Source organism: Aestuariimicrobium sp. Y1814, from assembly GCF_050113895.1.
Lineage (GTDB): Bacteria > Actinomycetota > Actinomycetes > Propionibacteriales > Propionibacteriaceae > Aestuariimicrobium.
Window position 1 is genome coordinate 249782 of record NZ_JBNJRW010000002.1, and the last position, 23670, is coordinate 273451.

Annotated in this window: 22 protein-coding genes; 12 read left to right on the forward strand and 10 right to left on the reverse strand. The window is 69.4% G+C overall.

Features of this window, described 5'->3' with window-relative positions:
* Positions 1-14 precede the first annotated feature (14 nt).
* Entirely contained in the window at positions 15-599 is a 585-nt protein-coding gene (locus ACQE3C_RS03445; protein WP_434537803.1) for a MarR family winged helix-turn-helix transcriptional regulator, read from the forward strand.
* Here the strand turns inward: ACQE3C_RS03445 and ACQE3C_RS03450 are convergent.
* From ACQE3C_RS03450 to ACQE3C_RS03465, 4 genes are read right to left on the reverse strand one after another with little or no spacing between them, the layout of a single operon-like run.
* The gene (locus ACQE3C_RS03450) at positions 547-2103 is read right to left on the reverse strand and encodes an FAD-dependent oxidoreductase (protein ID WP_434537804.1); all 1557 of its coding nucleotides are present in this window, start codon (positions 2101-2103) and stop codon (positions 547-549) included. The genes ACQE3C_RS03445 and ACQE3C_RS03450 overlap by 53 nt on opposite strands.
* Positions 2100-2819 carry a class I SAM-dependent methyltransferase gene (locus ACQE3C_RS03455; RefSeq protein WP_434537805.1) on the reverse strand — a complete coding sequence of 240 codons (720 nt, stop codon included), beginning with the start codon at positions 2817-2819 and terminating at the stop codon, positions 2100-2102. Before ACQE3C_RS03455 ends, ACQE3C_RS03450 begins: the two co-directional genes overlap by 4 nt.
* Complete coding sequence (locus ACQE3C_RS03460) at positions 2812-3126, reverse strand: lycopene cyclase domain-containing protein (RefSeq protein WP_434537806.1); 315 nt, start codon at positions 3124-3126, stop codon at positions 2812-2814. Before ACQE3C_RS03460 ends, ACQE3C_RS03455 begins: the two co-directional genes overlap by 8 nt.
* Positions 3119-3499, reverse strand: coding sequence for a lycopene cyclase domain-containing protein (locus tag ACQE3C_RS03465; RefSeq protein ID WP_434537807.1), 381 nt, complete (start codon positions 3497-3499; stop codon positions 3119-3121). The genes ACQE3C_RS03460 and ACQE3C_RS03465 overlap by 8 nt, the downstream gene beginning before the upstream one ends.
* 198 nt (positions 3500-3697) lie before the next feature.
* On the opposite strand from ACQE3C_RS03465, the gene ACQE3C_RS03470 reads away from it, so the two are divergent.
* Positions 3698-4852 (forward strand): cytochrome P450, encoded by a 1155-nt coding sequence (locus tag ACQE3C_RS03470; RefSeq protein WP_434537808.1) that lies wholly within the window; start codon positions 3698-3700, stop codon positions 4850-4852.
* Here the strand turns inward: ACQE3C_RS03470 and ACQE3C_RS03475 are convergent.
* The 5 genes from ACQE3C_RS03475 to ACQE3C_RS03495 form a co-directional block, all read right to left on the reverse strand.
* Complete coding sequence (locus ACQE3C_RS03475) at positions 4833-5081, reverse strand: hypothetical protein (RefSeq protein ID WP_434537809.1); 249 nt, start codon at positions 5079-5081, stop codon at positions 4833-4835. The two genes, ACQE3C_RS03470 and ACQE3C_RS03475, sit on opposite strands and share 20 nt — an antisense overlap.
* 245 nt (positions 5082-5326) lie before the next feature.
* Positions 5327-6280, reverse strand: a complete 954-nt coding sequence (locus ACQE3C_RS03480; protein ID WP_434537810.1) for a PfkB family carbohydrate kinase — start codon at positions 6278-6280, stop codon at positions 5327-5329.
* 33 nt (positions 6281-6313) lie between these two features.
* Positions 6314-7195, reverse strand: a complete 882-nt coding sequence (locus ACQE3C_RS03485) for an aminodeoxychorismate lyase (protein ID WP_434537811.1) — start codon at positions 7193-7195, stop codon at positions 6314-6316.
* 99 nt (positions 7196-7294) lie between these two features.
* Positions 7295-7843: a YceI family protein gene (locus ACQE3C_RS03490; RefSeq protein WP_434537812.1), complete on the reverse strand. Its 549-nt coding sequence runs from the start codon at positions 7841-7843 to the stop codon at positions 7295-7297.
* Between the two features lie 97 nt (positions 7844-7940).
* A complete protein-coding gene (locus tag ACQE3C_RS03495; protein ID WP_434537813.1) occupies positions 7941-8339 on the reverse strand; it encodes an MmcQ/YjbR family DNA-binding protein in 399 nt (132 codons plus the stop codon).
* A gap of 298 nt (positions 8340-8637) precedes the next feature.
* Here ACQE3C_RS03495 and ACQE3C_RS03500 point away from each other — a divergent pair, with 298 nt between their 5' ends.
* From ACQE3C_RS03500 to ACQE3C_RS03510, 3 genes are all read left to right on the forward strand, one after another.
* Entirely contained in the window at positions 8638-9495 is an 858-nt protein-coding gene (locus ACQE3C_RS03500; protein ID WP_434537814.1) for an aldo/keto reductase, read from the forward strand.
* Between the two features lie 10 nt (positions 9496-9505).
* On the forward strand, positions 9506-10483 hold the full coding sequence (locus ACQE3C_RS03505; protein WP_434537815.1) for a pirin family protein: 978 nt from the start codon (positions 9506-9508) through the stop codon (positions 10481-10483).
* A gap of 75 nt (positions 10484-10558) precedes the next feature.
* Positions 10559-12409 (forward strand): DEAD/DEAH box helicase, encoded by a 1851-nt coding sequence (locus tag ACQE3C_RS03510; RefSeq protein ID WP_434537816.1) that lies wholly within the window; start codon positions 10559-10561, stop codon positions 12407-12409.
* A gap of 9 nt (positions 12410-12418) precedes the next feature.
* Here the strand turns inward: ACQE3C_RS03510 and ACQE3C_RS03515 are convergent, their stop codons facing one another.
* The gene (locus tag ACQE3C_RS03515; protein WP_434537817.1) at positions 12419-14425 is read right to left on the reverse strand and encodes an ATP-binding cassette domain-containing protein; all 2007 of its coding nucleotides are present in this window, start codon (positions 14423-14425) and stop codon (positions 12419-12421) included.
* Between the two features lie 571 nt (positions 14426-14996).
* On the opposite strand from ACQE3C_RS03515, the gene ACQE3C_RS03520 reads away from it, so the two are divergent.
* The 7 genes from ACQE3C_RS03520 to ACQE3C_RS03550 all read left to right on the forward strand — a co-directional run bounded on the left by ACQE3C_RS03520 (position 14997) and on the right by ACQE3C_RS03550 (position 23622).
* Positions 14997-16343, forward strand: coding sequence for a sensor histidine kinase (locus tag ACQE3C_RS03520; RefSeq protein WP_434537939.1), 1347 nt, complete (start codon positions 14997-14999; stop codon positions 16341-16343).
* Between the two features lie 8 nt (positions 16344-16351).
* On the forward strand, positions 16352-17044 hold the full coding sequence (locus tag ACQE3C_RS03525) for a response regulator (RefSeq protein WP_434537940.1): 693 nt from the start codon (positions 16352-16354) through the stop codon (positions 17042-17044).
* Positions 17045-17129: 85 nt separating this feature from the next.
* On the forward strand, positions 17130-18014 hold the full coding sequence (locus ACQE3C_RS03530; protein ID WP_434537818.1) for an ABC transporter ATP-binding protein: 885 nt from the start codon (positions 17130-17132) through the stop codon (positions 18012-18014).
* Entirely contained in the window at positions 18011-19279 is a 1269-nt protein-coding gene (locus tag ACQE3C_RS03535; protein ID WP_434537819.1) for an ABC transporter permease, read from the forward strand. The genes ACQE3C_RS03530 and ACQE3C_RS03535 overlap by 4 nt, the downstream gene beginning before the upstream one ends.
* A 181-nt stretch (positions 19280-19460) precedes the next feature.
* The gene (gene glpA / locus ACQE3C_RS03540) at positions 19461-21035 is read left to right on the forward strand and encodes an anaerobic glycerol-3-phosphate dehydrogenase subunit GlpA (protein ID WP_434537820.1); all 1575 of its coding nucleotides are present in this window, start codon (positions 19461-19463) and stop codon (positions 21033-21035) included.
* Complete coding sequence (glpB, locus tag ACQE3C_RS03545; RefSeq protein ID WP_434537821.1) at positions 21035-22342, forward strand: glycerol-3-phosphate dehydrogenase subunit GlpB; 1308 nt, start codon at positions 21035-21037, stop codon at positions 22340-22342. The genes glpA and glpB overlap by 1 nt, the downstream gene beginning before the upstream one ends.
* Positions 22339-23622, forward strand: coding sequence for an anaerobic glycerol-3-phosphate dehydrogenase subunit C (locus tag ACQE3C_RS03550; RefSeq protein WP_434537822.1), 1284 nt, complete (start codon positions 22339-22341; stop codon positions 23620-23622). Before glpB ends, ACQE3C_RS03550 begins: the two co-directional genes overlap by 4 nt.
* The last annotated feature ends 48 nt before the right edge of the window (positions 23623-23670 follow it).

The following is a 23670-nucleotide window of genomic DNA, read 5'->3' on the forward strand; positions in this document are numbered from 1 at the left end:
GATAGTCTCTTCGCATGTCAGCCGAGGAGAACTCCGAGAAGACGCCCGACAGCGTCTACCACGTGGAGTCCAGCGACCCTGACAGCATCCTGATCGACCGCTCCTCGCTCAGCGCCCAGGACATCGAGCAGATCAATCGCCTCATGCGCGCCCTGAGTGGGCTGCGCCGCGCCGAGGACGAACTCAGTGAGGCCTCGACCAAATACATGAAGCTCAACAAGACTGACATGCGCGCGCTCCACTTCCTGATCGTCAGCGCAAACCGAGGGGAACTGGCCACCCCGAGCGCCATCGCGGCCCATCTGGGCATCTCGACCGCCTCGACCACCAAGCTGCTCGACCGACTGGCCCAGGCCGGTCACGTCACCCGCGAGCCGCACCCCTCCGACCGGCGCGCGCTGGTGATCCGGATCACCCCGCGCACCCACCGCTCCGCGATGGAGACGGTGGGTCGCCAGCATGCCAAGCGCTTCGAGGTCGCGGCCCGGATGACACCGGCCGAGCGCGAGGTCGTGATTCGTTTCGTCGAAGAGATGGCCAGCGAGCTCAGCGTCGGCCCGGAGTCCTGGCCCGTCGAGGACGACGGCGCTCACGCCTGAGCAGACCGGTCATCGGCACCGTCCAGATGTCCTGGCCGCTCACGCCGTACTGCGCCAGCAGGGCGTTCGCCGCCAGGTAGCCGGTGGTAGCGGCGCGCTCCATCAGTGCGACGGGGTAGTCGCAGCGCACCCAGTCGCCGGCGAGCACCAGCCGGGGCGAGGGGCTGGTGACGCTGGGACGAGTGGCCCAGCCGGTGGGCCCGATCAGCGCGCAGTCGTCGCGCACCAGTACCTCGCGGTGCCGTACCCCCAGCCCGGCGGTCTCGGGGTAGAGCCGCTGCAGCTGCTGCTCCAGGCCCTCGACCAGGGCCTGGGTGGCTGCCGGGTCACCCAGAACGTCGGGCTCGCAGGCATAGGCGTGCAGTTCGACCACCGAGCCACCGTGCGCGTGCGACCAGGCGGCAGCACCGGCCTCGAAGCGTTCCAGCACCGAGACGTTGTCGAGCGCGCCATAGCCGCTGGTGCCGATGAAGGCCGGTCGGTCGGGGTTGACCGGGCCGTCGTACCAGAGCCGGACGACCGCGAAGGGTGGGGCGTTGTCGGTGCCGGCCACCGCAGCGCGCCACTCGTCCAGTTCTTCTGACGTGGTGGTGTCGGCCAGCAGACGAGCGGCGCGCGGGTCGACGGCCAGCACGGCGGCATCGGCGGCCAACTGCTCGTCGGCGATCGTCAGGGTGACCTGGTCGGGGCCCACCGCCAGCGCCTCGACCCGGGTGGAGGTGCGCACGTCGACGCCCAGCTCGCGCAGGTACTCGCCCAGGGGCTCCCACAGCGCCGTGTCGTAGTCATCGTCGGGCACGTCGAAGACCAGGCCCTCGGCCGAGCCGAGGAAGTAGGTGTGGAACATCGCCACCAGCTCACCGGCCGCGAACTCCGTCGGGTCGGCGAAGAAGGAGCGGGCAAAGACCTCCAGGGCCAGGTCGCGCGCCGCGGCGGGGAAGCGCAGCCGGTCGAGGAAGGCCGCGGCGGACTCGCCGTCGTAGTCCTGGTAGGTCTCGGGAAAGCGCACCCGCACCAGTTGCAGGGCCGAGCGCAGGTCGACCCGGGCCAGCGAACCGGGGGTGAAGGTGGGGCTCTGGGCGACGAAGCCGAGGATGCTCCACGGCGGGGTCAGCGGAATGGACGAGAACGAATCGCGCATGCCGTCGGGCCGCTGCAGGGGGTAGTCCTCCACCGGCACGAGCCGGCCCAGCCCGGGGTCGGTGCGCCGCAGCAGCGAGCGCAGGTTGTAGTACTGGCGGAAGAAGGCGTGGAAACCGCGACTCATCGTCCGGCCCCCGTCGAGCGGCCAGGCGGCGACCCGCCCGCCGAGCCGCTCGCCCGCCTCGAGCAGGGTGACCCGCACCCCCCGCTCGGCGAGCACGGTGGCCGCCGCGATGCCGGCGATGCCACCACCGATGACCGCGACGTGGTGGTCGCCGGTGTCGCGGTAGCGCCCGGGTGCCGCGGGGTGGCGCACGGCGCGGCGGTCACGACCGGGAAGGTGGGCTGGGCTGCTGGTCATGCGGGGGCCTTCCGGGCGACGAAGGTGTGCAGGATTCCGCGTTGCCACCCGGGCACGGTGCGGCAGGCGATCTCGGTGAAGCCGGCCTCGGCGAGGCGGCCCATGAAGGCGGGGGTGGTGTCGAAGTCACGCACGCTGCGCCACAGGTAGCGGTAGAGCCCCGGGTTGCGGTCGACGACGGTGCCCAGCGGCAGGATCACGCCGAGACTGACCGCGTCCCAGACGGCACGGGCACGGCGATTGCCGGCCACCGAGTACTCCTGGGTGACCAGCCACCCGCCGGGGGCGAGCAGGTCGTGCACCTCGACCAGGGCGGTGGTGCGCTCGTCGGCCGGCACGTTGCGGAACAGGTAGCTGGCGAAGACGCCCTGCCAGCTGCCGCGGCCCAGTGCCGCCAGGTCCAGCCCGCCGACCCGGCCCTGCCGGAAGGTGGTGCCGGGTGGCCAGGTCTTGGCCCGGGCCCGGGCGAGCATCCCCTCGGACAGGTCGATGCCGGTGATCGTGGTGCCGGCCGGTGACTGGTCGAGCAGGGCCCGGGTCGAGGCACCGGAACCGCAGGCCAGGTCGAGCAGCCGCAGCCCGGCATCGGCCGGGCCGCTGCGACGGGCCAGCTCGTCGGCGGCCGAGTGCAGGTGGGCGTGGTAGCCGGGGTTCAGCGAGACCAGCAGGTCATAGCGGTCGGCACCGCGGTCGAAGGCGCTGGCAAGGTCACGCATCGGCGGCCTTCGGGGCGAGTTTGATCCAGCAGATCATGGTCAGCGTGAGCATCGCGAAACCGAAGCCGAAGTCCTCAATCGGAATGTCCCAGGGGAAGCGGATGCCGCTGAACTGGTCGGGGTGGTAGATCACGATGGGCGCCGAGAGCTTGGTCAGCCAGCCATCGACCCAGATCTGGAAGAAGAAGACGATGCCCATCGCGGTCCAGTAGCGCGCCGAGGTGAAGATGCCGGTGCGTGCCCACCCGAGTTCCAGGGCGACGATGGCGACCAGGCCGAGGATCGTCAACACGGTGTACTCAGGCATCGGCCCCACCGCCCTGCCGCACCAGACCCTCGGCCCAGGTGAAGCCGAATCGTCCTCGTCCCCGGGCCAGCGCGAACACCCGGCCCACCGCCTCATAGGTCAGCAGCCCACAGATGGGGATGACGATGAAGAACAGCAGTTCCTCCAGGGGGAGCGGGCCGAGGTGGATGCCCGACATGTAGCGGGGCTCGTACCACCAGTGCCCGCGCACGATGCCCAGCACGTCCCACACGCCGAAGACCACCAGCATCGGGATCATCGACAGCACCAGTCGGCGCGGGGAACGCCAGACCCTGGCCCCGAGCACCACCTCGAGCGGGATGGTGACCAGCACGCAGGCCCCCAACAAGATCAGGTACTGCCACTGGTCCATCACTGCTCCTCCTGGGTGGCCGACGTGGGTGCGGCGTCGCGAGTCTAGCCACCGGCGAGGTCGCTCGTCCGAACTGTCGGGAAAGCTGGCTAGGGTGGGGGTCACCCACCCCGAGGAGACGCGATGAGCGCGGAACCCAGCCGACGTCGCGCGGTCAGAGTGCCTGCCGCGCCCGGGCCCCCCGCGCCCGAGCCCCCCGTGGAGCGCCAGCCCGGCATCTGGCGCATTCGCTCGCACGCGGTTGCCCGGCAGGTGCTCACCGCCCGCGGGGCGACCAGCCAGGCCGGGTTCACCAGCGAGCACGTGCCGACCGGCTTCCTCAAGCACCACCCGATCCTGTTCTCCGACGGTCCCCAGCACGACGAGCAGCGCCGCAAGGTGGGCCGCTACTTCGCGCCCGCGGTCGTGAGGGAGCGCTATGGGCAGGTGATGGACGATGCAGCAGACGCGTTGGTCACCGATGCGGTCGGACGAGGACGTTGCCGGGTCGACGAGATCGCGCTGCTGTACTCGGTCGAGGTAACCCGGCAGGTGGTCGGGCTGACCGAGTCGTCGATCGAGGGTCTGGCCGGGCGCCTGGTGAAGTTCTTCAACCAGCCGCCCTTCGACATCACCCAGCCCGACCTGGGCCGGACCCGGCGGCAGTGGGCGATGGCCGCGGTCAATGGGCTGGGCCCGATCGCCCGGTTCCACCTGGCCGACGTGCGCCCTGCGATCCGGGCGAGGCGGCGGGAACGCCGCACCGACGTGATCAGCCACCTGCTCGACGAGGGCTACACCACCGCCGACATCCTGGTCGAATGCCTCACCTATGGCACCGCGGGCATGGTCACTACCCGCGAGTTCATCGCCATGGCGTTGTGGCACCTGACCAGTGACCCCACCCTGCTGCGCCGCTACCTCGGCGGTGACCAGTCGCAGCGGCTGGCCCTGCTGGAGGAGGTCATCCGCCTCGAGCCCGTGGTCGGCCATCTGTACCGCCGCGTGCAGCAGCCGCTGGAGGTGGCCGACGCCGGGCAGACGTGGCGGTTCGCACCCGGTGACCTGCTCGACCTCGACGTGGGCTCGGCCAACCTCGACCCGGCCGCGGTGGGACCCGAGCCCGGTCAGCTGTGCCCGGGCCGGACGATGGCGCGCGGGGTGCACGCCGCCGGGCTGAGCTTCAGTGATGGTGCGCACCGCTGCCCCGGCCAGCCCCTGGCGATGCTGGAGACCGATGTGCTGTTGCAGCGCCTGCTGGTCGAGCAGCCGGTGGTGCTGAGCGAACCGCGGGTCGAGTGGGACGACCTGGTCGCCGGGTACTGCCTGCGCGGGTTCGAGGTGGGTTTCGACGTCACGGCCCCACCAGTGTGATCGCAGTGACCTGGGCCTGCACCCCGAAGCGGACCTCGCTCACCGACCAGCCGATGCCGGAGTCGACCCACAAGTGGCTGTCGCCCACCTCGTAGAGCCCCGAGCAGTAGGTGTGCGACCAGTCCCGGTTCGGCGCGCGCAGGCAGCCGACCAGCGGTAGGCTGAGATGCCCGCCGTGGGAGTGGCCGACCACGGCCAGGACGACCGACCGTTCATCGAGCACGGTCACGCCGTGGGACTTCAGCAGCCTGGTGAGCTCGGGGATCCGTACGCTGTCCTCGAGGCCAGGGGCGGGGTGGGGCTGCGGGCCTCGGCCCGCGGGCCTGACTCCCGGGGGCCGGGTCAGACCGTGGGGCCAGCGCGGCCGACTCCGTGGACCTGCACACCGTGCACCTGCGCAAGTTCTGCAGGTGCCGGGGCGGTTCCCGGGCTGCAGAACCTGCGCCCCGGGAAGTTCTGCGTGTGTCCAGCTGGTCAGCCGGTGAAGGCGGCCAGGAACTCGTCGACCTCGGCGGCGGTCGGGGCGGTGTCGGGGCCACGTCGCGTGACCTTGATCGCCGCGGCCGCGTTGGCCCGGCGGCAGGCCTCCGGCCAGCTGGCACCGGCCTGCCGGGCCGCGACCAGCGCACCGGTGTGGCAGTCGCCGGCGCCGTTGGTGTCGACCGGGGTCTGTGGGAAGCCGGGCACGACCTCGGTGCGGTCGTCGTAGTGCACGGCGCAGCCCCGGTCGCCGTCGCGGACGATGGCGACGGTGCCGGTGGGCAGGAAGTCCTCGGCCCGTTCGGCGGCCCGGGCGAGGTCGGTTTCGCCGGTCAGGGCCCGGGTCTCCTCCATGTTCCCGGTCCAGACCGTGGTCAGGGCCAGCATGGTGTCGTGCACGTCCTCGGCCAGGGTTTCGAAGGCGGCACCCGGGTCGAGGACCACCCCGACCCCGTCGGGCAGCAGCGACAGCCAGGTCAGCAGCGGCACCCGGGTCGACTCGACGACCAGGCTGTAGCCGCTGACGCAGACCACGTCACCGGGCCGCGGGTTGCTGGCCTGCAGCATTGACAGGTCCAGGTCGCGCTCGGCGCCCAGGGTGGTGACGAAGGTGCGCTGGCCACCCGGCTCGACCATGACGAAGCAGATGCCGGAGTCGACGTCGGGCACCGGGTCACCGGCGACACTGATGCCGGCCTCGGACAGCGCGTGGCGGATCAGGTCCCCATTGGGGCCCGTGCCGACGGCGCCGGCGTGCACTCCGGTGGCCCCCTGCCGCTGGGCGGCCAGCAGCGTGTTCACCGCGCCGGCCGGGTGGCGGCTGAAGTCGGTCGCCATCTCGTTGCCGCCGCGCTGGGGCAGTCGGGGCACGTCGGCGACCGCATCGATGAGCGCCTGGGCGGTGTGGATCACTCGTCCGGGTTCGATGCGGGTGGCGTGGAGTTCCATCGGGGTCTCGGTTCGCAGGATCGGTCAGATCGGTCAGTCGGTGAAGCGGGCCCAGCGGCGCAGGCGCTCGGTGAGGTCGCTATGCAGGGGCAGCGCGGTGCCGTCCAGGCTGAGGATCGGCACCACCCCGCGCACCGAGCTGAGGAACCAGGCGCCGTCACCGTCGATGACCTGTGCCGGGGTCATCAGTAGCTGGTCGGTGGTGTAGCCCTCGGCCTCGGCGGCGGCGAAGACCATCCGCTGGGTGATTGAGTTGAGGATGCCGGTGCCCTCGATGGGCGTGGTGACCAGCACCCCGTCGATGAGGGCGACCAGTGCCGAGGTGGGGGCCTCCAGGACATAGCCGTCGCTGCTGGTGAACAGCACGTCACCGGCGCCGCGCCGGTGGGCCTCGCGCTTGGCCGCGATGTTGACGGCGTAGGCGAGCGACTTGACCCCGCCGAGCAGCCACGGCGCGTCGGCGAAGGCAGTGCTGGACATGCCGCGGTTGAGGGTGATCACCTCGACCCCGGCGCGGTCGGCGATGTTGCCGGCACTCATCTGGGTCAGCGTGAAGACCTCGGTCGGACGATCGGCCCCGGCGCCCAGCGTCTGGGTCTCCTGCCCGTTGCTGTACATGATCTTCAGGACAGCTTCGCCGGGTGAGGTCCACTGCGACAGGGCCTGATCGATCGTCTCGCGCCAGGCGTCGCGGTTGATGGGGTCGCCACCGACACCGACGATCGAGGCGTCGAAGCGGTCGAAGTGGGCGTCCAGGTTCTCGACGGTGGAACTGCCACCAGCGCGAGTGACCACGCGGGTGGCGTCGAAGCAGCCGTCCCCGCGGGTGAAGCCGAGGTCGTCCGCGCTGATCACGAGGTGACCAGCGGGAAAGACCCCTCGTCCGATGACGCCGACCAGTTGTTGAGCAGACATGCAGCCCAGCTTAGGGGTGAGCGCGTGGGTGCAGCAGAACACCCGGGCAATCAGGTGATTGCCCGGGTGCGGAGTTGCGTTGCTGCAGGGAGTCCTGGATCAGGAGGCCTTGATGGCCGAGATCTCAATCTCCAGGGTGATGTCGTCGCTGACCAGCACGCCACCGGTCTCCAGGGCGGCGTTCCAGGTCAGGCCCCAGTCCTTGCGGCTGATCTTGGACTTGCCTTCGAAGCCGATGCGGGTGTTGCCGAACGGGTCCTGGGCCTGGCCGTTGAACTCGAAGGGGATGGTCACCGGCTTCGTGACGTCCTTGATGGTGAGGTCGCCCGTGATGCTCAGGGTGTTGTCGTCGACGACCTCAACCTTGGTCGACTCGAAGGTGACGGTCGGGTACTTCTCGACGTCGAGGAAGTCGGCGCTGCGGACGTGGTCGTCGCGGGTCTCGTTGCCGGTGTTGAAGGAGGCGGCCTGGGCGACAACCTTCACCGAGGCCTCGGCGGGGTTCTGGCCGTCGCCGGTGGCGGTGCCCTCGATGTCATTGAACGCGCCGCGGACCTTGGTCACCATTGCGTGGCGGGTGACGAAGCCTAGGCGGGAGTGGGAGGGGTCGAGGGTGAAGGTGCCGTTGATGGTGGACAGACCGGTCATGGGATGCTCCTGAGTTTGGTTGAAGATTCAAGCTCTATGGAAAGTGTAACCAGCCCTCCGGCGGGACTATTCCCTTCCAGCGAAGAAACTTGTCCGTTCATCCAAAATTCTTGTCGAGCTCGGCGATTGCCCTTGTCGGAGCCGTTTGGCGGTAGGAGCTTTCGACGAGCTCAGCCACTTCGTCCCAGTCGACGGGGCCGTCCAAGTCGATGCCGAGCCACCCGGAGGGGCCTAGGTAGGCCGGGATGTAGGCGCGTGGGTCCTGGGCCAGGGCCTCGGCGTCCTCGGGGTCGGGCATGACCATGATCGAGGTCTCGTGGGCGACCCAGTCGCCGTCGACCTTGAGTGATCCGCCGTAGTAGCAGAAGACCTTCTTGGTGAAGAACGCCGGACGACCGTGGCTGACCTTCTCGTCCGCACCGGGCAGTGTCAGGCAGATCGCACGGACGCGCGCGAGCACCGGGTCGTCGTCCTCGAACATCTGCGGGTGCCCCATGTGCCCCACGGTACGCCGTGCAGCGTACGGGAGCTGGGTGTGCGGGGGTGGGCGCTGGCTGCTCCCGGAGACCGCGGATGCGCAGGTGCCTGCCCCGAATCGTGCCTGGCAGGGTCCGTGACGAAACCTGCGCGAACTCGGACGAGGGGCGAGGGCAACTACCCGTGGGGGTTCAGGGGGTCACCCCCCGCAAGCAAGCACGAGGGGCGGTGGCCACGGGAGCAAGACCCACGAGGCAGCAACTCCCCGTGGGGGTGCAGGGGGTCACCCCCCGCAAGCAAGCCTGTAGCGTTTGGGCATGGACGAAACGATCACCCTGCGTGCCGGCACCGTGATGCCGCGCATCGGCTTCGGAACCTACAAGGTCACCCCCGACACCGCCCAGCAGACCGTGGAGACCGCGCTGGAGGTGGGCTACCGCCACCTCGACACTGCCGCGATGTACGGCAATGAGGCCGAGGTCGGCGCCGCCATCAAGGCCAGCGGCATCAACCGTGACGAGTTGTTCGTCACCACCAAGCTCGACAACCCCTACCACGAGCCCGCCGAGGCGAAGGCCGCCTTCGACCGCTCGATGGAGGCCCTGGGCCTGGACGTGCTCGACCTCTACCTGATCCACTGGCCGCTGCCCCGCACCACCGACTACGTGGCCACCTGGGCGACGCTGGTCGAGTTGCAGGCCACCGGACGAGTCCGTGAGATCGGTGTCTCGAACTTCAAGCAGGAGCACCTGCAGGCAGCCATCGACGCCACCGGCGTCACCCCGGCGGTCAACCAGGTCGAGGTCAACCCCTACTTCACCAATGACGAGCTGCGCGCCTTCCACGCCGAGCACGGCATCGTCACCCAGGCCTGGTCGCCGCTGGCCCGTGGCCGGCTGCTCGAGGACCCGGCGCTGGTCGAGGTCGCCGAGCGGGTCGGGCGCCCCACCTCGCAGGTGGTGCTGCGCTGGCACCTGCAGCGCGGCGAGATCATCATCCCGAAGTCGACCCATCGCGAACGCATGGAGCAGAACTTCGCGGTCACCGACTTCGAACTGGACGACGCGGCCATGGCCGCCGTCAGCGCCCTCAACCGCGACGAGCGCTCCGGCTCGGGGCCCGACGACGTGGAACTGGGCACCAAGCTCGGCAAGCCGCGCACCTACCAGAGCTAGGCGTGCGGCCATGAGCAACACCGAGGCCAACCCGCAGCTGGTCGTCCACGAGGGCCCCGAGCACTGCGTGGGGGTGGAGTCGTACCCGCCGAAAGAGGTGCCGCTGGGTGGCCCCGACGCGATGAAGGTGCGGCGCACACTGCCGAACCTGAAGCGCTCCTTCGTGGGCGCCTGGTGCTTCATCGACCACTACGGCCCCGAAGAGGGCATGTGCATGGACGTGCCACCGCACCCCCACACCGGCCTGCAGACGGTGAGCTGGTTGTTCAGCGGGGAGATCGAGCACCGTGACTCCGGTGACGTGCACGCGATGGTGCGCCCCGGTGAGGTGAACCTGATGACCTCGGGCTACGGCATCGCCCATTCCGAGGTGTCGACCAAGTCACGGGCGTCCCTGCACGGGGTGCAGTTGTGGGTGGTGCTGCCGCAGGAACAGGCCGACCTGACCCGCGAGTTCCAGCACCACGCCCCCGATGTCTGGGACGACCACCCCGGGGTCACGGCACGCATGCTGGTCGGCAGCCTCGGGGCGGCCTCCTCCCCGATCCACACCGAAACCCCGCTGATGGGTGCCGAGGTGACCATCGCCCCGGGCACCACCTGGGAGGCGCCGGTCGATGCGGCCATGGAACACGGGGTGCTGGTCGACACCGGCATGGTCGACTTCGACGGGGTGCGCCTGGACAACTCCGCCCTGGGGGTCCGCGACGCGGGACTCGACCACCTTCGCCTGCACAACCCCACCGACAAGCCGGCCCGGCTGATGCTGCTGGGGGGTGAACCGTTCGACGAGGGCATCGTGATGTGGTGGAACTTCATCGGCCGCACCCACGACGACATCGTCCGCTACCGACAGGAGTGGAACGAGGCCCCCGACGACCGGTTCGGCCGGGTGAAGGGCTACCAGGGGTCCACGAAGTGGTTGGCGGCGCCGCCGATTCCCGACGTGACCCTCAAGCAGCGTTTCCGCCGCGGCCGGGCCACCTGACCCACCGTTCTTCCGGCCACCGGGGACTGGTCCCCGGCGTGTCGGGGTGCCCGGTTCGGCTAGCCTCGGGGGTCCATGACTGCCTTCCCCCAGCCGGGCTCCGAGGAGCCCGAAGCCGCGTCCGTGGGTCGGGTGCACCCAGCGGCAGGGGCGGACGAGCAGCCGACGCTGCCCAAGGATTTCGACCACCTCTCGCCGGCCTTCCCGGGCCGTGCGCCGTGGGGCACGGCCCAGTCGCTGCGTGCCTGGCAGGCCGAGGCCCTGCAGAACTACCTCGAGCGGCTGCCCAAGAACTACCTCGCGGTCGCCACGCCCGGCGCCGGGAAGACGACCTTCGCGCTGCGGGTGGCCGCCGAGCTGCTGCGCCGGGGCCGGGTGAACCGGGTCATCGTGGTCTGCCCGACCGAGCACCTGAAGGTGCAGTGGGCCGAGGCGGCCGGGCGGGCCGGCATCCGGCTCGACCCCGGGCTGGGTGGGGGAGCCAGCCGCAAGGGCCGCAGCCGCGAGTTCGACGGGGTGGCGGTCACCTATGCCGGGGTGGCGGCCAATGTGTTCAGCTACGAGGCCCGCTGCTCCAACTTCCGCACCCTGGTCATCCTCGACGAGGTGCACCACGCCGGTGACGCGCTGGCCTGGGGTGATGCGATCAAGCAGGCCTTCACCCTGGCCAAGCACCGGCTGATGCTGACCGGTACCCCGTTCCGCAGCGACGAGAACCCGATCCCGTTCGTCACCTACGACGAGCAGCGCGACGGGTCGAAGAAGTCCCACGCCGACTACACCTACGGCTACGCCGACGCGCTGCGCGACCATGTCGTCCGCCCGGTGTTGTTCATGAACTACGGCGGCCCGATGCGCTGGCGTACCAAGGCCGGCGACGAGGTCGAGGCGAACCTTTCCGAGGCGTTGACCAAGGACCTCACCTCGAATGCCTGGCGCACCGCCCTCGACCCCAAGGGGGAGTGGATCCAGTCGGTGCTCAAGGCCGCCGATGTGCGGCTGAACGAGGTGCGTCGCCATGTGGGCGACGCTGGCGGGCTGGTGATCGCCACCAACCAGACCACCGCCCGCGCCTACGCCCGCATCCTGGCCGAGATCACCGGTGAGAAGCCGACGGTGGTGCTGTCCGACACCCCCGGCTCGAGCAAGAAGATCGAGGAGTTCGCCGCCGGCGACCAGCGCTGGATGATCGCGGTGCGCATGGTCTCCGAAGGGGTGGACGTGCCGCGGCTGGCGGTGGGTGTCTACGCCACCGGCACCTCGACGCCGCTGTTCTTCGCCCAGGCCGTCGGACGATTCGTCCGCGCCCGCCGCCGCGGAGAGGTCGCCACCATCTTCCTGCCGACCGTCCCGATCATCCTCGCCCACGCCACCCTGCTGGAACGCCAGCGCGACCACGTGCTCGGTCGTCCGAAGCATGACGAGGGCGGCCTGTGGGACGAGTCGGAGGCACTGCTGGAGGAGGCCAACCGCGCCCGCGACACCCCGGACGAACTGCTCGGCTCGTTCGAACCCCTGGCCTCGAACGCCGCCTTCGACCACGTGCTGTTCGATGCCCAGCAGTTCGGGATGGTCGCCGAACCCTCCAGTGAGGAGGAGCGCGACTACCTCGGCCTGCCCGGCCTGCTCGAGAGCGACCAGATCAGCACGCTGCTGGCCGAACGGCAGCGTCGCCACCTGGCCCGGGCGAAGAAGCAGGAACGCCGCGACAAGGTGCCCGAACAGGTCAGCCTGCACCGGGCGCTGGAATCGCGCCGCAAGGAGCTGAACTCGCTGGTCAGCCAGTACGCCCGGGTCTCGGGTCGGCCGCACAGCCATGTGCACGCCGACCTGCGCCGTGAGTGCGGCGGCCCACCCCTGGGGCGGGCCACCACCGACCAGGTCGACCACCGCATCGCCACCGTCAAGCGCTGGCTGACGAAGTAGCGGCCGGCCTCACTGGGCCTTCTGGCGTTCCAGCAGCTTGAGGGTGCCCCAGAACATGGCGGCGCAGAAGACCAGCAGCGCCACACCCGAGATGAACCAGATGCCGCCGTCGTGGTCCCACATCCAGTCGTCGGGGGCCGACGGGTTGAGGGCCTTGTAGTCGATGGTGTTGGCGCCCATCCCGAAGGCCCATCGTCCCGGCACCAGGTGCGAGATGAAGTCGAGCGGTTGGCGTCCGGTGATGTCGATCAACCCGCCGCACATCAACAGCTGGACGATCACGCTCACCGCGAGCACCGGCATGGTCTGCTCCTGGGAGGTGACCAGGGCCGAGAACAACAGGCCCATCATGCCGGTGGCCAGCGTCATCAGGAAGACCATCCAGATCAGCTCGAAGGCACCCCCGAACAGGGCGCCGTCGCTGGGGCCGTCCTTGTTCAGCAGCACCACCGACACCAGCAGGATCGCCTGGACCAGCGACATCGCCGTCAGCACCGTCACCTTGGAGCACAGGTAGATCAGCGGTTGGACGCCGACGGCTCTCTCCCGCAGGTGGATCGGTCTTTCGGCGATCAGTTCGCGCACGGTGCTGACCATGCCGATCAACGCACCGCACATGACCAGCACGAGCAGCAACTGCCCCGGTTCGCTGGACGGTTGCCCCGACCCGAAGCCCTGGTCGCCGGGGATCACCCAGGCCGCCATGCCCAGCACGATCGGCATGAACAGGCTCAGCGCCGCGTATGACTTGTCGCTGATGATGATGGCCAGCTGGCGCCGCACCAGGGTGCTGAACTGCCGGTCGGTCTTCGGGGGCCGCGGGCGGGGCAGCTGCGGGGGCGGACCCTGCCGCTGCACCTGCTGGGCGGCCTGGCCCGAGGCCAGCTGGGCCTGCCGTTCGAGGGCCTGCCACCGGTTGGGGTCGGCCTTGATGTAGTCGAAGATGTCGGCGTAGTCGTCGGTGCCGAAGCGCTGCGCCACCCCGCTGGGTGGGCCGTAGTAGGCGAGCTTGCCGCCCGGGGCCAGCACCATGACGTAGTCGCATTCGTCCAGGTTGGCCACCGAGTGGGTGATCACGAAGACGGTGCGGTCGCCGCTGGCCTGCTGGCGCAGCAGTTCCATCACGTCACGGTCGAGGCTCGGGTCCAGGCCCGAGGTCGGTTCGTCAAGCAGCAGCAGCGTGGGCTGGGTGATCAACTCCATGGCGACCGAGGTGCGCTTGCGCTGCCCACCGGACAGCTTCTTCACCAGCGTGTCGGCGTGGGGGGTGAGCCCCAGCTCGTGGATGACCTTGTCGACCTCGCGGTCACGCGCCGGCTTGTCGTAGTCGGCGGGCAGCCGCAGCTCGGCGGCGTAGCCGAGCGACTTGCGCACGGTCAGGTCACGGTGGACGACGTCGTCCTGCGGGACGACCCCGAGCCTGGTGCGCAGCTGTTCGTAGTTCTGGTAAAGGTCGTGGCCCGAGTACAGCACTCGTCCGGCGGTGGCCGGCTGGGCGCCGGTCAAGGCCTTGAGCAGGGTCGACTTGCCGGCACCGGACGGCCCGACGACCGCGACCAGGCTGCCACCGGGGGCCGTGAACGAGACCCCGTCCATCAGTACCTTGCCGTCTTTGAGAACGAAGCTGATGTTCTGGGCGATCAGCGCGGTGTCGTGGTCGGTCAGCTCGACCAGCACCCCGCCGCTGTTGGCGAAGCTGGTGCGCCCGACCGTCAACCGGTCACCCGGGGTGAGTTCGGCCTGCTGGACGTCGTGGCCATTGACCTGGGTGCCGTTGCGGGCGTGGGCATTGCGGACGAGGAAGTTAGGCCCCTGCCGCATCAGCATCGCGTGCCGGCGCGAGACCAGGGGGTCGTCGAGGACGATGGTGCTGGTCGGGTCGCGGCCGATGGTGACGGTGACCCCGGGGGCGGGGTTGAAGGTGCGCGGTGGGCGCTGGGGGCTGGTGCCCGGCGGCTGCGCAGGGGCCGGTGCGGCGCTGCCGGGGCTGGTGCCGGGGGCAGGCTTTCGGCCCATCACCACCGTCTCCAGCGGGTTCGCCGAGGCGGGCGGCTGGGCGGGGCCGCCCGGACCGGAGGGTTGGGGAGCGGGTCCTGAGGGTTGGCCCGCGGGAGGCTGCTGCGGGAGGCCCATCGGGGGACGGCCGGGCTGGTTCGGGATGGGCTGGTTCGGGCCGGGCTGGTTCGGGGGGACGGGCCCACGGCCCGGCTGCCCGGGTGGCTGTCCGGGTACCTGTCCGGGTGGTGGACCGACCGGGCCCCGCGGGCCGGGGCCGGGGTAGGGCGGGTTCGGGAACCGCGGAGGCTGCGGCCATCCTCCCTTCGGGGCGCCGGGGCCCGGGCCCTGGGGTCGACCGGGACCGGCTGCCTGGCCCGGGCGCCAGGGGGGCGTGGGGCCTTGCGGGTAGGGCGGTTGTCCCATGGGCGGGGCCTTTCAGAAGTCGCAACCAGACTCTCGATGCGGTCGTCCGCCTGCCAGACTACCGCCGCGGTGGCCCACGCGGCCGGATGACCGATGCGGGCCCGGGTGTTCCGTCGTGGGACGGAGGCGGAGCCCCGAGCCGCCTGCCTAGGATCGGGGCGTGAGCATGCTGCAACGAGTGCGCCAGTGGTTGAGCTGGGACGAGACCTGGCAGCGTCCCCGTCCGCCGATCGGGCGCGGCGACCTGCTGCTGGTCGTGCTGTCCTTCAGCCTCGGCTGGCTGAACATCGAGTCGCTGCTGTCCTACGCCGGGGAACCCGAAGGCGTCCACGACCCCTGGGTGCGGTCCCTGGTGCTGGCCAGCGCCTGCCTGCTGCTGATGTTCCGGCGGCGCCACCCACTGGTGGTCATGGTGCTGCTCTCGGCCCACTTCTTCCTCACCAGCAACTACGTGCCCGAGGTGGCCTACACGCTGGTCTACCAGCTGCTGCCCTTCCTGGGGGTCTACAGCGGTGTTGCCTGGTCGCGCGACCGCAAGGCGGCGGTGCTCACCGCAGTCGGCCTGACGCTGGGGCTGACGGTCTGGCTGGCCTGGTTGTTCGTCGTGGGCCGAGTGCTCGACACCTACGCCGAGTTCTACACCGAGGCCAACGGCCTGTTCAGCCAAAACGTGGGCGTCATCATCGCGATGACCCTGTCGAACTTCATCTACCTGGTCGCCGCGGTGCTGATGGGCCAGGTCGCCTGGCGGCAGGCCCGCGACCACGCCGAGGCGATCAGCCAGGCCGAGACCATCCGCCGCCAGACCGTCGAGATCGCCGAGCATGCCGTGCTCGAGGAACGCCTTCGCCTGGCCCGCGAACTGCACGACGTGGTCGCCCACCACATTTCGGTGATGGGGGTGCAGGCTGCGGCCGCGCGCACCGTGATGAGTCGCGACCCTGAACTGGCCGGCACCGCCCTGGCCAATGTCGAGCAGTCCAGTCGTGACGCGGTCACCCAGATGCGCGGGCTGCTGGGCACCCTGCGCTCACCGCGCGACCAGCGGACGCAGGCCTCGCCCTCACGTGACCCCGAACCCACCCTCGCCGAGGTGCCGGCGCTGGTCGAGGCCAACCGCACCCCCGGCTTCAGCGTCCACTACGACCTGGTCGAGACCGACGGGGTCGACGTCGAGCAGGTGTCGCTCCCGGTGGCGCTGACGATCTACCGGACGATCCAGGAGTCACTGGCCAACGTCCGGCGCCACTCCACCGCCCGCTCCGCGCGGGTCGTTGTCCGGTTGGGTGCCGAGGTGGCAGAGGTCGAGGTCACCGACGACGGCAGCCCCCGCCCGAACACCTCGGGGTCCGGCTTCGGCCAGACCGGCATCCGGGAACGGGTGGGCTCCCTGGGCGGTGAGGTCGAACTCGGCCCCCGACCCGGCGGCGGCTACCGGGTCCGCGCCCGGCTGCCACGACGGGCCGACAGCATCCAGGCTGACCCCGTCGACGTGGCAGGGTTGGCCGGGTGAGCCCCCCGCTGAGGATCCTCCTGGTCGACGACCAGGCCATGATGCGCGCCGGTTTCGCGATGATCCTCTCGGTCGAGGACGACATCGAGGTGGTCGGCCAGGCCGCCAATGGCGCCGAGGCCATCGACCAGGTCGCCGCCCTGAACCCCGACGTGGTGCTGATGGACGTGCAGATGCCGGTGCTCGACGGCATCGCCGCTACCGAACGCATCGTCGCCCAGAGTGAGTCGAAGGTCATCATCGTCACCACCTTCGACCGGGACGACTACCTCTTCGACGGACTGCGCGCCGGCGCCGCCGGGTTCCTGCTGAAGAACGCCGACCCGTCGGTGCTGGTCGAGGCCGTCCGGGCGGTGGGCCATGGGCATGCCCTGCTCAGCCCCGAGGTCACCATGCGGGTGATCGCCGAGATGGCCCAGGGCAGGACCGACTCGTCCGAAAGGTCGAGCGGGCAGCAGGCCGACCCGACCCGAGCCGCCCAGCTCGACCTGCTGACCGAGCGCGAGCACGAGGTGCTGGGCCTGCTCGGGCGCGGCCTCAGCAACGCCGAGATCGCCGCCGAGCTGTGGGTCGGCGAGGCCACCGTCAAGACCCACGTCAGCAACCTGCTCACCAAACTCCACCTGCGCGACCGGGTGCAGGCGGTCGTCTTCGCCTACGAGGCCGGTCTGATCACCCCCGGGACTCCGTCGCAGGGATGAGCCTCGATTTCCCTCACGTGGGCGATCCGGGCACCCGCTGCCGGACGAGAGACTGAAGTCATCACCCGCCAACGCAGGAGGAAGCATGCTGGAAGTCCAAGGCCTCACCCGTCGCTTCGGCGACCGGGTTGCCGTCGATGATGTGTCGTTCACCGTCCCCTCTGGCCAGACCATCGGCTTCGTCGGCGCCAACGGCGCCGGCAAGACCACCACGATGCGCATGATCATGGGCCTGCTGGCCACCGATGGTGGCACCGTGACCTGGCAGGGACGACCGGCCACCGACGCCGACCGTCGTGCTTTCGGGTACATGCCCGAGGAGCGCGGCCTCTACCCCAAGCAGCCGATCCTGGCGCAGCTGGTCTACCTCGGTGAACTGCGTGGCATGACCGCCGCCCAGGCCAGTGCCGAGGCCACCGAGATGCTGACCGAGCTGGGGCTGGGGGAGCGGCTGAAGGACAAGCTCGAGAAGCTCTCACTGGGCAACCAGCAGCGCGTCCAGATCACCGCGGCCCTGATGGCCTCACCCACCGCCCTGATCCTCGACGAACCCTTCTCGGGGCTCGACCCGATGGCCCTGGACGCCACCAGCGACATGCTGCGCTCCCGCACCGGGGCCGGCGTGCCGGTGCTGTTCAGCAGCCACCAGCTCGACCTGGTCGACCGACTGTGCGACGGCCTGGTGATCCTGGCCCACGGACGAGTCGTCGCCTCGGGCACGCGTGATGAACTGGTCGCCCTGGGCGACGTCCGCCAGCGGCTGGTCCTCGACGTGGACGCCGGCTGGGTACGCGGCTTCACCGGGGTCAACGTCGACGACGTCGACGGCAACACCGCCATCCTGTCCCACCTCGAGCCCGGCGCCGACCAGGCCCTGCTCGCCGAAGCGCTGCGCCGCGGGTCCGTCCGCGAGTACGCACCGCTGGTCCCCTCCCTCAGCGAGATCTACCGAAAGGTCACCGCAGCATGAGCACCGACAGCCTGAGCCGCACCGACCAGCCCACCATCCAGGGCCCGGACGACCAGCCGGCCGCCCCGTCGACCCAGTCGCGCCCCTACCGCCAGCCGAAGAACGCCTGGGCGATCGTGACCCGCCGCGAGATCATGACCAAGCTGACCGACAAGGCATTCGTCAGCGGCACCCTGGTCACCCTGCTGCTGATCATCGGCGTCGTCGTGGTCGGCATCCTGGTCGGCGAGCGGGGCAGCACCTCGACGATCGCGGTCACCGGGGACGACGCCGCCGCCATCGTGGCCGCCGCCCACGAGGTGGAACACGCCAAGAACGACAAGAGCGCGGTCAACGTGGTGCGCGCCACCGACGATGCCCAGGCCCGCCAGTGGGTGCTCGACGGTGAGGCCGACGCCTACCTCGCCCCCGCCGACGGGGGTGGCTGGCGACTGAGCTTCGAGCGTGACCTCGACACCGGCCTGATGACCACCGTGAGCCAGGTCGTCCAGGCCCAGGTCTCGGCCGACCTGGCCGCCCGGGCGGGGATGACCCCGGCCGAACTGGCAGCCGCCACCACCGTGCAGACCGAACTGCTGGTCGGGGACACCGACCGGGCCGCGGTGGCCATGCTCGTCGGGTTCGCCTTCGCCATCTTGTTCTTCATGTCGGCGATGACCTTCGGCATGCAGATCGCCGGGTCAGTGGTCGAGGAGAAGTCGTCGCGAATCGTCGAGATCATCTCGGCGGCCATCCCGATCCGCCACCTGCTGGCAGGCAAGATCCTGGGCAACACGGTGCTCGGGTTCGCCCAGATGGCGCTGTTCGCGATCGTCGGGCTGGTGGGCGTCGCCTTCACCCCCTATGCCGACCTGCTGCCCAGCCTGACCAGCGCTGTGGTCTGGTACCTGGTCTACTTCATCGCCGGTTTCCTGGCGCTGGCCTGCGTCTGGGCGGTGGCGGGCTCCCTGGCCAGCCGCCAGGAAGACCTGCAGTCGACCACCACCCCGCTGATCATGGTGCTGATGGTGGTCTACATGGCCGGGCTGTTCGCCACGGGCACCCTGCAGACGATCCTGAGCTACGTGCCGGTGATCTCATCGGTGCTGATGCCGCAGCGACTGATGGCCGGGACCGCCGAGTGGTACGACCTGGTCATCGGTCTGGTGCTGAACCTGGTCTTCGCGGCGCTGACCATCGTGGTCGGCGAGAAGATCTACCGCCGATCACTGCTGCAGACCTCGGGGGTGATCAGCTACCGCGACGCCCTCAGGCTGACCGACTGAGCCCCACCACCCAGGGCAGGAACACCCATTTTCGGCACGTCAGCGGCACGAAATTGAGCGCGATTTGTGAACGAATGTGCTTGCCGCAGGCCAGTTGGCTGCAAGTTCACACCCCGGCCTGCCAACACCGCGACAACGGCAATATGGTGAGGGCTATCAACCTCACTGGGGAGGCTCTTGCATGAAGCGAATGAGTGTGGACGTCGTTGTGATCGGTGGCGGCGCCACCGGTGCCGGTGTCGTCCGTGACGTGGCGATGCGTGGCTACACCACCGCATTGCTGGACAAGGCCGATCTCGGCCAGGGAACGACTGGTCGCTACCACGGCTTGCTGCACTCGGGCGGCCGCTACGTGGTCTCCGACCCCCACTCGGCCTCCGAGTGCGCCGAGGAGAACGCGATCCTGCGCCGCATTCAGGCGCATGCGGTCGAGGACACCGGGGGACTGTTCGTGGTGGGCCCCGATGACGACATCGAGTACTCCTCGAAGTTCGCCACCGGCGCCGCCGAGGCGAAGGTCCCCTTCGAGGAACTGACCATCGCCGAGACCCTGCGCCGCGAGCCGCGGGTCAACCCTGGCATCAAGCGGGCGTTCGCCGTGATGGACGCCTCGGTCGACGGGTGGCAGTTGGTCTGGGGTGCGGCCAATGACGCCAAGCGCCATGGTGCCCACATCCTGACCTACCACCGGGTGACCGACATCGACGTCGCCGACGGCGCCGTCCGGGCGGTGCACGCCTACGACGAGAAGCGCGGCGAAGAGGTGATCATCGACTGCAAGTTCGTGATGAACGCCGGTGGCCCCTGGGCCGGCCAGATCGCCGGCATGGCGGGCTGCGAAGAGGTCGAGGTGGTGCCAGGTCGCGGCATCATGATCGCGATGAACCACCGCCTGGTGAACTCGTGTGTCAACCGCTGCATCTACCCCGCTGACGGCGACATCCTGGTGCCGGTGCACACCGTGAGCATCATCGGCACCACCGACGTGAAGGCCACAGACCCCGACCAGCTCGACATCCCGCGCGACGAGGTGCAGCAGATGCTGGACGCCGGCGAGGTGCTGGTGCCCGGGTTCCGCAAGTCGCGTGCCGTGCACGCGTGGTCCGGTGCTCGTCCGCTGTTCAAGGACCCGCGCGTCTCGGCCACCGACACCCGGCACATGACCCGAGGCATGAAGATCCTCGAGCATGACACCCGTGACGGGGTCAGCGGCATCCTGTCGATCATCGGCGGCAAGCTGACCACCTACCGCCTGATGGCCCAGCACATGGTCGACATCATGGAGGAGAAGCTCGGCGAGAAGAACGAGTGCAAGACCGCTGACGAGGTGATCCCCGGCAACGAGGACAAGAAGCTCTACACGGTCAACCACCGGCTCGAGGAACGCGAGAAGGACCGCCGCGACGACCAGATCATCTGCGAGTGCGAACTGATGAGCCGCGGCATGATCACTGAGCTGATGGCTGAACAGCCCACCGCCAGCTTCGACGACCTGCGTCGCCAGCTGCGCCTGGGCATGGGCCCCTGCCAGGGCGGGTTCTGCTCCATGCGCGCCACCGGCGTGGCCCTGGAGGAGAAGATGGTCGACTTGGTCCGCGCGACCGAGTTGATGCGCCTGTTCCTGAAGAACCGGTGGATCGGCCTGTGGCCCATCCTGTACGGCGAGCAGGTGCGCCAGACCGCACTGGACAACTGGATCTATCACGGCACGTTCGATGTCGAACACCTGCCCCAGGCTGAGGAAGAGGTTGTCTGATGACCGAGAACCACATGCCGATCACCCGCACCACCCTGACCGGCGACCGTTCCGCGGTCGTCATCGGGTCGGGCATCGCGGGCCTGACCACCGCCCTGGGCCTGGCCCAGCAGGGGGTCAGGGTGACGGTGGTCACCAAGGGCCTGGGCGGGCTCCAGCTGTCCCAGGGCACCATCGACGTGCTGGGCTACACCGGCGACCAGCACCACACTCTGGTCCCTCGTCCGCTGGACGGGTTCGAGGACCTGCCCGCCGAACACCCCTACAGGATCACCGGGCCCGAGGCCGTGCAGCAGGGCATCACCCTGCTGCGTGACCTGCTCGGCCCCCAGGAACTGGTCGGCGACGCCAACACGAACGGCCTCTACCCGACCGCGGTGGGAGCCCTTCGTCCGACGGCGCTGGTGCCCCGCTCGATGGCCAACGGCGTGGTCGAACAGGGCAAGAAGTTCCTGATCGTGGGCATCCACGAGCTGAAGGACTACCACCCGCAGCTGATCGCCGGGAACATCGCCCGCACCCCGCTGCCCGACGGTGACCCGGTCGAGGCCCGGCATGCGAGCTTCTCGCTGCCGCGCGTCGACCACGAGGTCGACGCCAACCCCGTCCAGTACGCCCGGGCCATGGACAACCCCGACTTCCGGGCGAAGTTCGCGGCCAAGCTGAAGGCGCTGGTGCAGCCCGGCGAAACCGTCGGTGTGCCGGCGGTGCTGGGGCTGAACGACCCGACCGTCTTCGACGAGGTGCAGGACGCGATCGGTGCGCCGCTGTTCGAGATCGTCTCCCAGCCGCCGTCGGTGGTCGGCATGCGCCTGAACCAGGCACTGTCGATGGCCGCCAAGACCGCCGGTGTGCGGATGATGGTCGGCGCCGAGGTGGTCGGGGTGGTCGCTGAAGGTGGTGCGATCACCGGGGTCACCGTCAAGACCGCCGGTCGCGACCGGGTGATCAAGACCGACTGGGTCGTCCACTGCGGCGGCGGGTTCGAGTCGGGCACCCTGGCCGTCGACTCCTACAACAACGTCTCCGAAACCGTCCTCGGCCTGCCGGTGACGGCGACCGATGCCGCCGAGCTGATCCACGGCGACTTCTGGGGCGAACCGCAGCCGTTGTTCAAGGTCGGCGTGCGGGTCGATGATTCGATGAGGGTGCTCAATGACCAGGGCGGCCCCGTGCATCCCAACCTGCTCGCCGCCGGCGGCATCCTGGCGGGGTCCATCCGCTGGGAGGAGAAGTCCGGCGAGGGCATTGCCCTGGCCAGTGCGATGAAGGCCGTGGCCACCATTTCTGAAGGAGTTGCGCGATGACTGACACGATTCCCAACACCGACCTGGTCCACGACCACGGCGACGACCTGGCCTTCGACCAGCACGAGATCAGGGCCAGCCTCGACAACTGCGTCAAGTGCACCATCTGCGAGACGCAGTGCCCGGTCGCCCGGGTGACCCCGCTGTTCCCCGGCCCGAAGTTCGTGGGGCCGCAGGCAGAGCGCTTCCGCGACGGTGAGTCGGTCGACAAGTCGCTCGACTACTGCAGCTCGTGCGGCATCTGCACCCAGGCGTGCCCCCAGGGCGTCAAGATCAACGAGATCAACTCGATTGCGCGCGCGGAGATGAAGAAGGACAACATGCCGCTGCGCGACCGGCTGATCACCAACACGGTGCTGATGGGCAAGTTCATGACACCCTTCGCCCCGATCGCGAACATGGCGCTGTCGGCCGGGCCGATCCGTTCGGTCGTCCAGGCCGTGGTCGGTGTCCACAAGAACGCCGCCATGCCGACCGCCCAGCCGCAGACCATCCAGGGCTGGCTCAAGAAGCGCAAGCCCCCGACCAAGGCCCCGACCCGTGGCCCGGTCGTGTTCTTCACCGGGTGCGCCGGAGGCTACTTCCAGGTCGAGACCTCGAAGAAGACCATCGAGGTGCTCGAACACCTGGGCTTCGAGGTGCTGGTGCCCAAGCAGGGCTGCTGCGGCCTGGCCCAGCAGAGCAACGGCCTGTTCGAGGGTGCCCGCAAGAGCGTCATGCAGCTGGTGGACGACCTCAACACCGCCGGGCGTGAGCTGACCGTGGTCTCGAGCTCCGGCTCGTGCACGGGCATGCTCAAGCACGAGGCCCACGAGATCCTCGGCCTGACCAGCCCGAAGCTGCTGAACATGGGTTCGCGGATGCGGGAGACCTCGGAGTTCCTGCTGGAACTGATGGACGAGGGCATCCTGACCCCCGACATGTTCACCGAGATCGATGCCACCATCCCCTACCACCAGCCCTGCCAGGTGAAGTCGCAGTACATGGGCACCCCCGCGGTGCACGTGATGTCGGCCATCCCCGGGGTGAAGGTCGTCGAGTCCGGCCAGCCCTGCTGCGGTATCGCCGGCACCTACGGCCTGAAGAAGGAGAAGTACGAGATCGGCAAGGCCGTCGGCCAGCCGGTGTTCGACATGGTCAAGGCGACCAACCAGAACATCGCCACCTGTGACACCGAGACCTGCCGTTGGCAGATCGAGAAGCACACCGGTGTTCCCACCGTGCACCCGGTCGAGCTGGTGCACCGGGCGCTGGGCCTGTCGAAGGACCTCAAGGTCTGACCCGGAGTACTGCCCACGACACCAGCGGGCCCTGCACCAATCCGGTGC

Coding starts and splice junctions, on each gene's coding strand:
- glpB (WP_434537821.1), top strand. CDS start 21,035: ATGACCGAGAACCACATGCCGATCACCCGCACCACCCTGACCGGCGAC.
- ACQE3C_RS03445 (WP_434537803.1), top strand. CDS start 15: ATGTCAGCCGAGGAGAACTCCGAGAAGACGCCCGACAGCGTCTACCAC.
- ACQE3C_RS03510 (WP_434537816.1), top strand. CDS start 10,559: ATGACTGCCTTCCCCCAGCCGGGCTCCGAGGAGCCCGAAGCCGCGTCC.
- ACQE3C_RS03480 (WP_434537810.1), bottom strand. CDS start 6,280: ATGGAACTCCACGCCACCCGCATCGAACCCGGACGAGTGATCCACACC.
- ACQE3C_RS03515 (WP_434537817.1), bottom strand. CDS start 14,425: ATGGGCCGAAAGCCTGCCCCCGGCACCAGCCCCGGCAGCGCCGCACCG.
- ACQE3C_RS03460 (WP_434537806.1), bottom strand. CDS start 3,126: ATGCCTGAGTACACCGTGTTGACGATCCTCGGCCTGGTCGCCATCGTC.
- ACQE3C_RS03465 (WP_434537807.1), bottom strand. CDS start 3,499: ATGGACCAGTGGCAGTACCTGATCTTGTTGGGGGCCTGCGTGCTGGTC.
- ACQE3C_RS03455 (WP_434537805.1), bottom strand. CDS start 2,819: ATGCGTGACCTTGCCAGCGCCTTCGACCGCGGTGCCGACCGCTATGAC.
- ACQE3C_RS03520 (WP_434537939.1), top strand. CDS start 14,997: ATGCTGCAACGAGTGCGCCAGTGGTTGAGCTGGGACGAGACCTGGCAG.
- ACQE3C_RS03505 (WP_434537815.1), top strand. CDS start 9,506: ATGAGCAACACCGAGGCCAACCCGCAGCTGGTCGTCCACGAGGGCCCC.
- ACQE3C_RS03500 (WP_434537814.1), top strand. CDS start 8,638: ATGGACGAAACGATCACCCTGCGTGCCGGCACCGTGATGCCGCGCATC.
- glpA (WP_434537820.1), top strand. CDS start 19,461: ATGAAGCGAATGAGTGTGGACGTCGTTGTGATCGGTGGCGGCGCCACC.
- ACQE3C_RS03530 (WP_434537818.1), top strand. CDS start 17,130: ATGCTGGAAGTCCAAGGCCTCACCCGTCGCTTCGGCGACCGGGTTGCC.
- ACQE3C_RS03535 (WP_434537819.1), top strand. CDS start 18,011: ATGAGCACCGACAGCCTGAGCCGCACCGACCAGCCCACCATCCAGGGC.
- ACQE3C_RS03495 (WP_434537813.1), bottom strand. CDS start 8,339: ATGGGGCACCCGCAGATGTTCGAGGACGACGACCCGGTGCTCGCGCGC.
- ACQE3C_RS03485 (WP_434537811.1), bottom strand. CDS start 7,195: ATGTCTGCTCAACAACTGGTCGGCGTCATCGGACGAGGGGTCTTTCCC.
- ACQE3C_RS03450 (WP_434537804.1), bottom strand. CDS start 2,103: ATGACCAGCAGCCCAGCCCACCTTCCCGGTCGTGACCGCCGCGCCGTG.
- ACQE3C_RS03550 (WP_434537822.1), top strand. CDS start 22,339: ATGACTGACACGATTCCCAACACCGACCTGGTCCACGACCACGGCGAC.
- ACQE3C_RS03490 (WP_434537812.1), bottom strand. CDS start 7,843: ATGACCGGTCTGTCCACCATCAACGGCACCTTCACCCTCGACCCCTCC.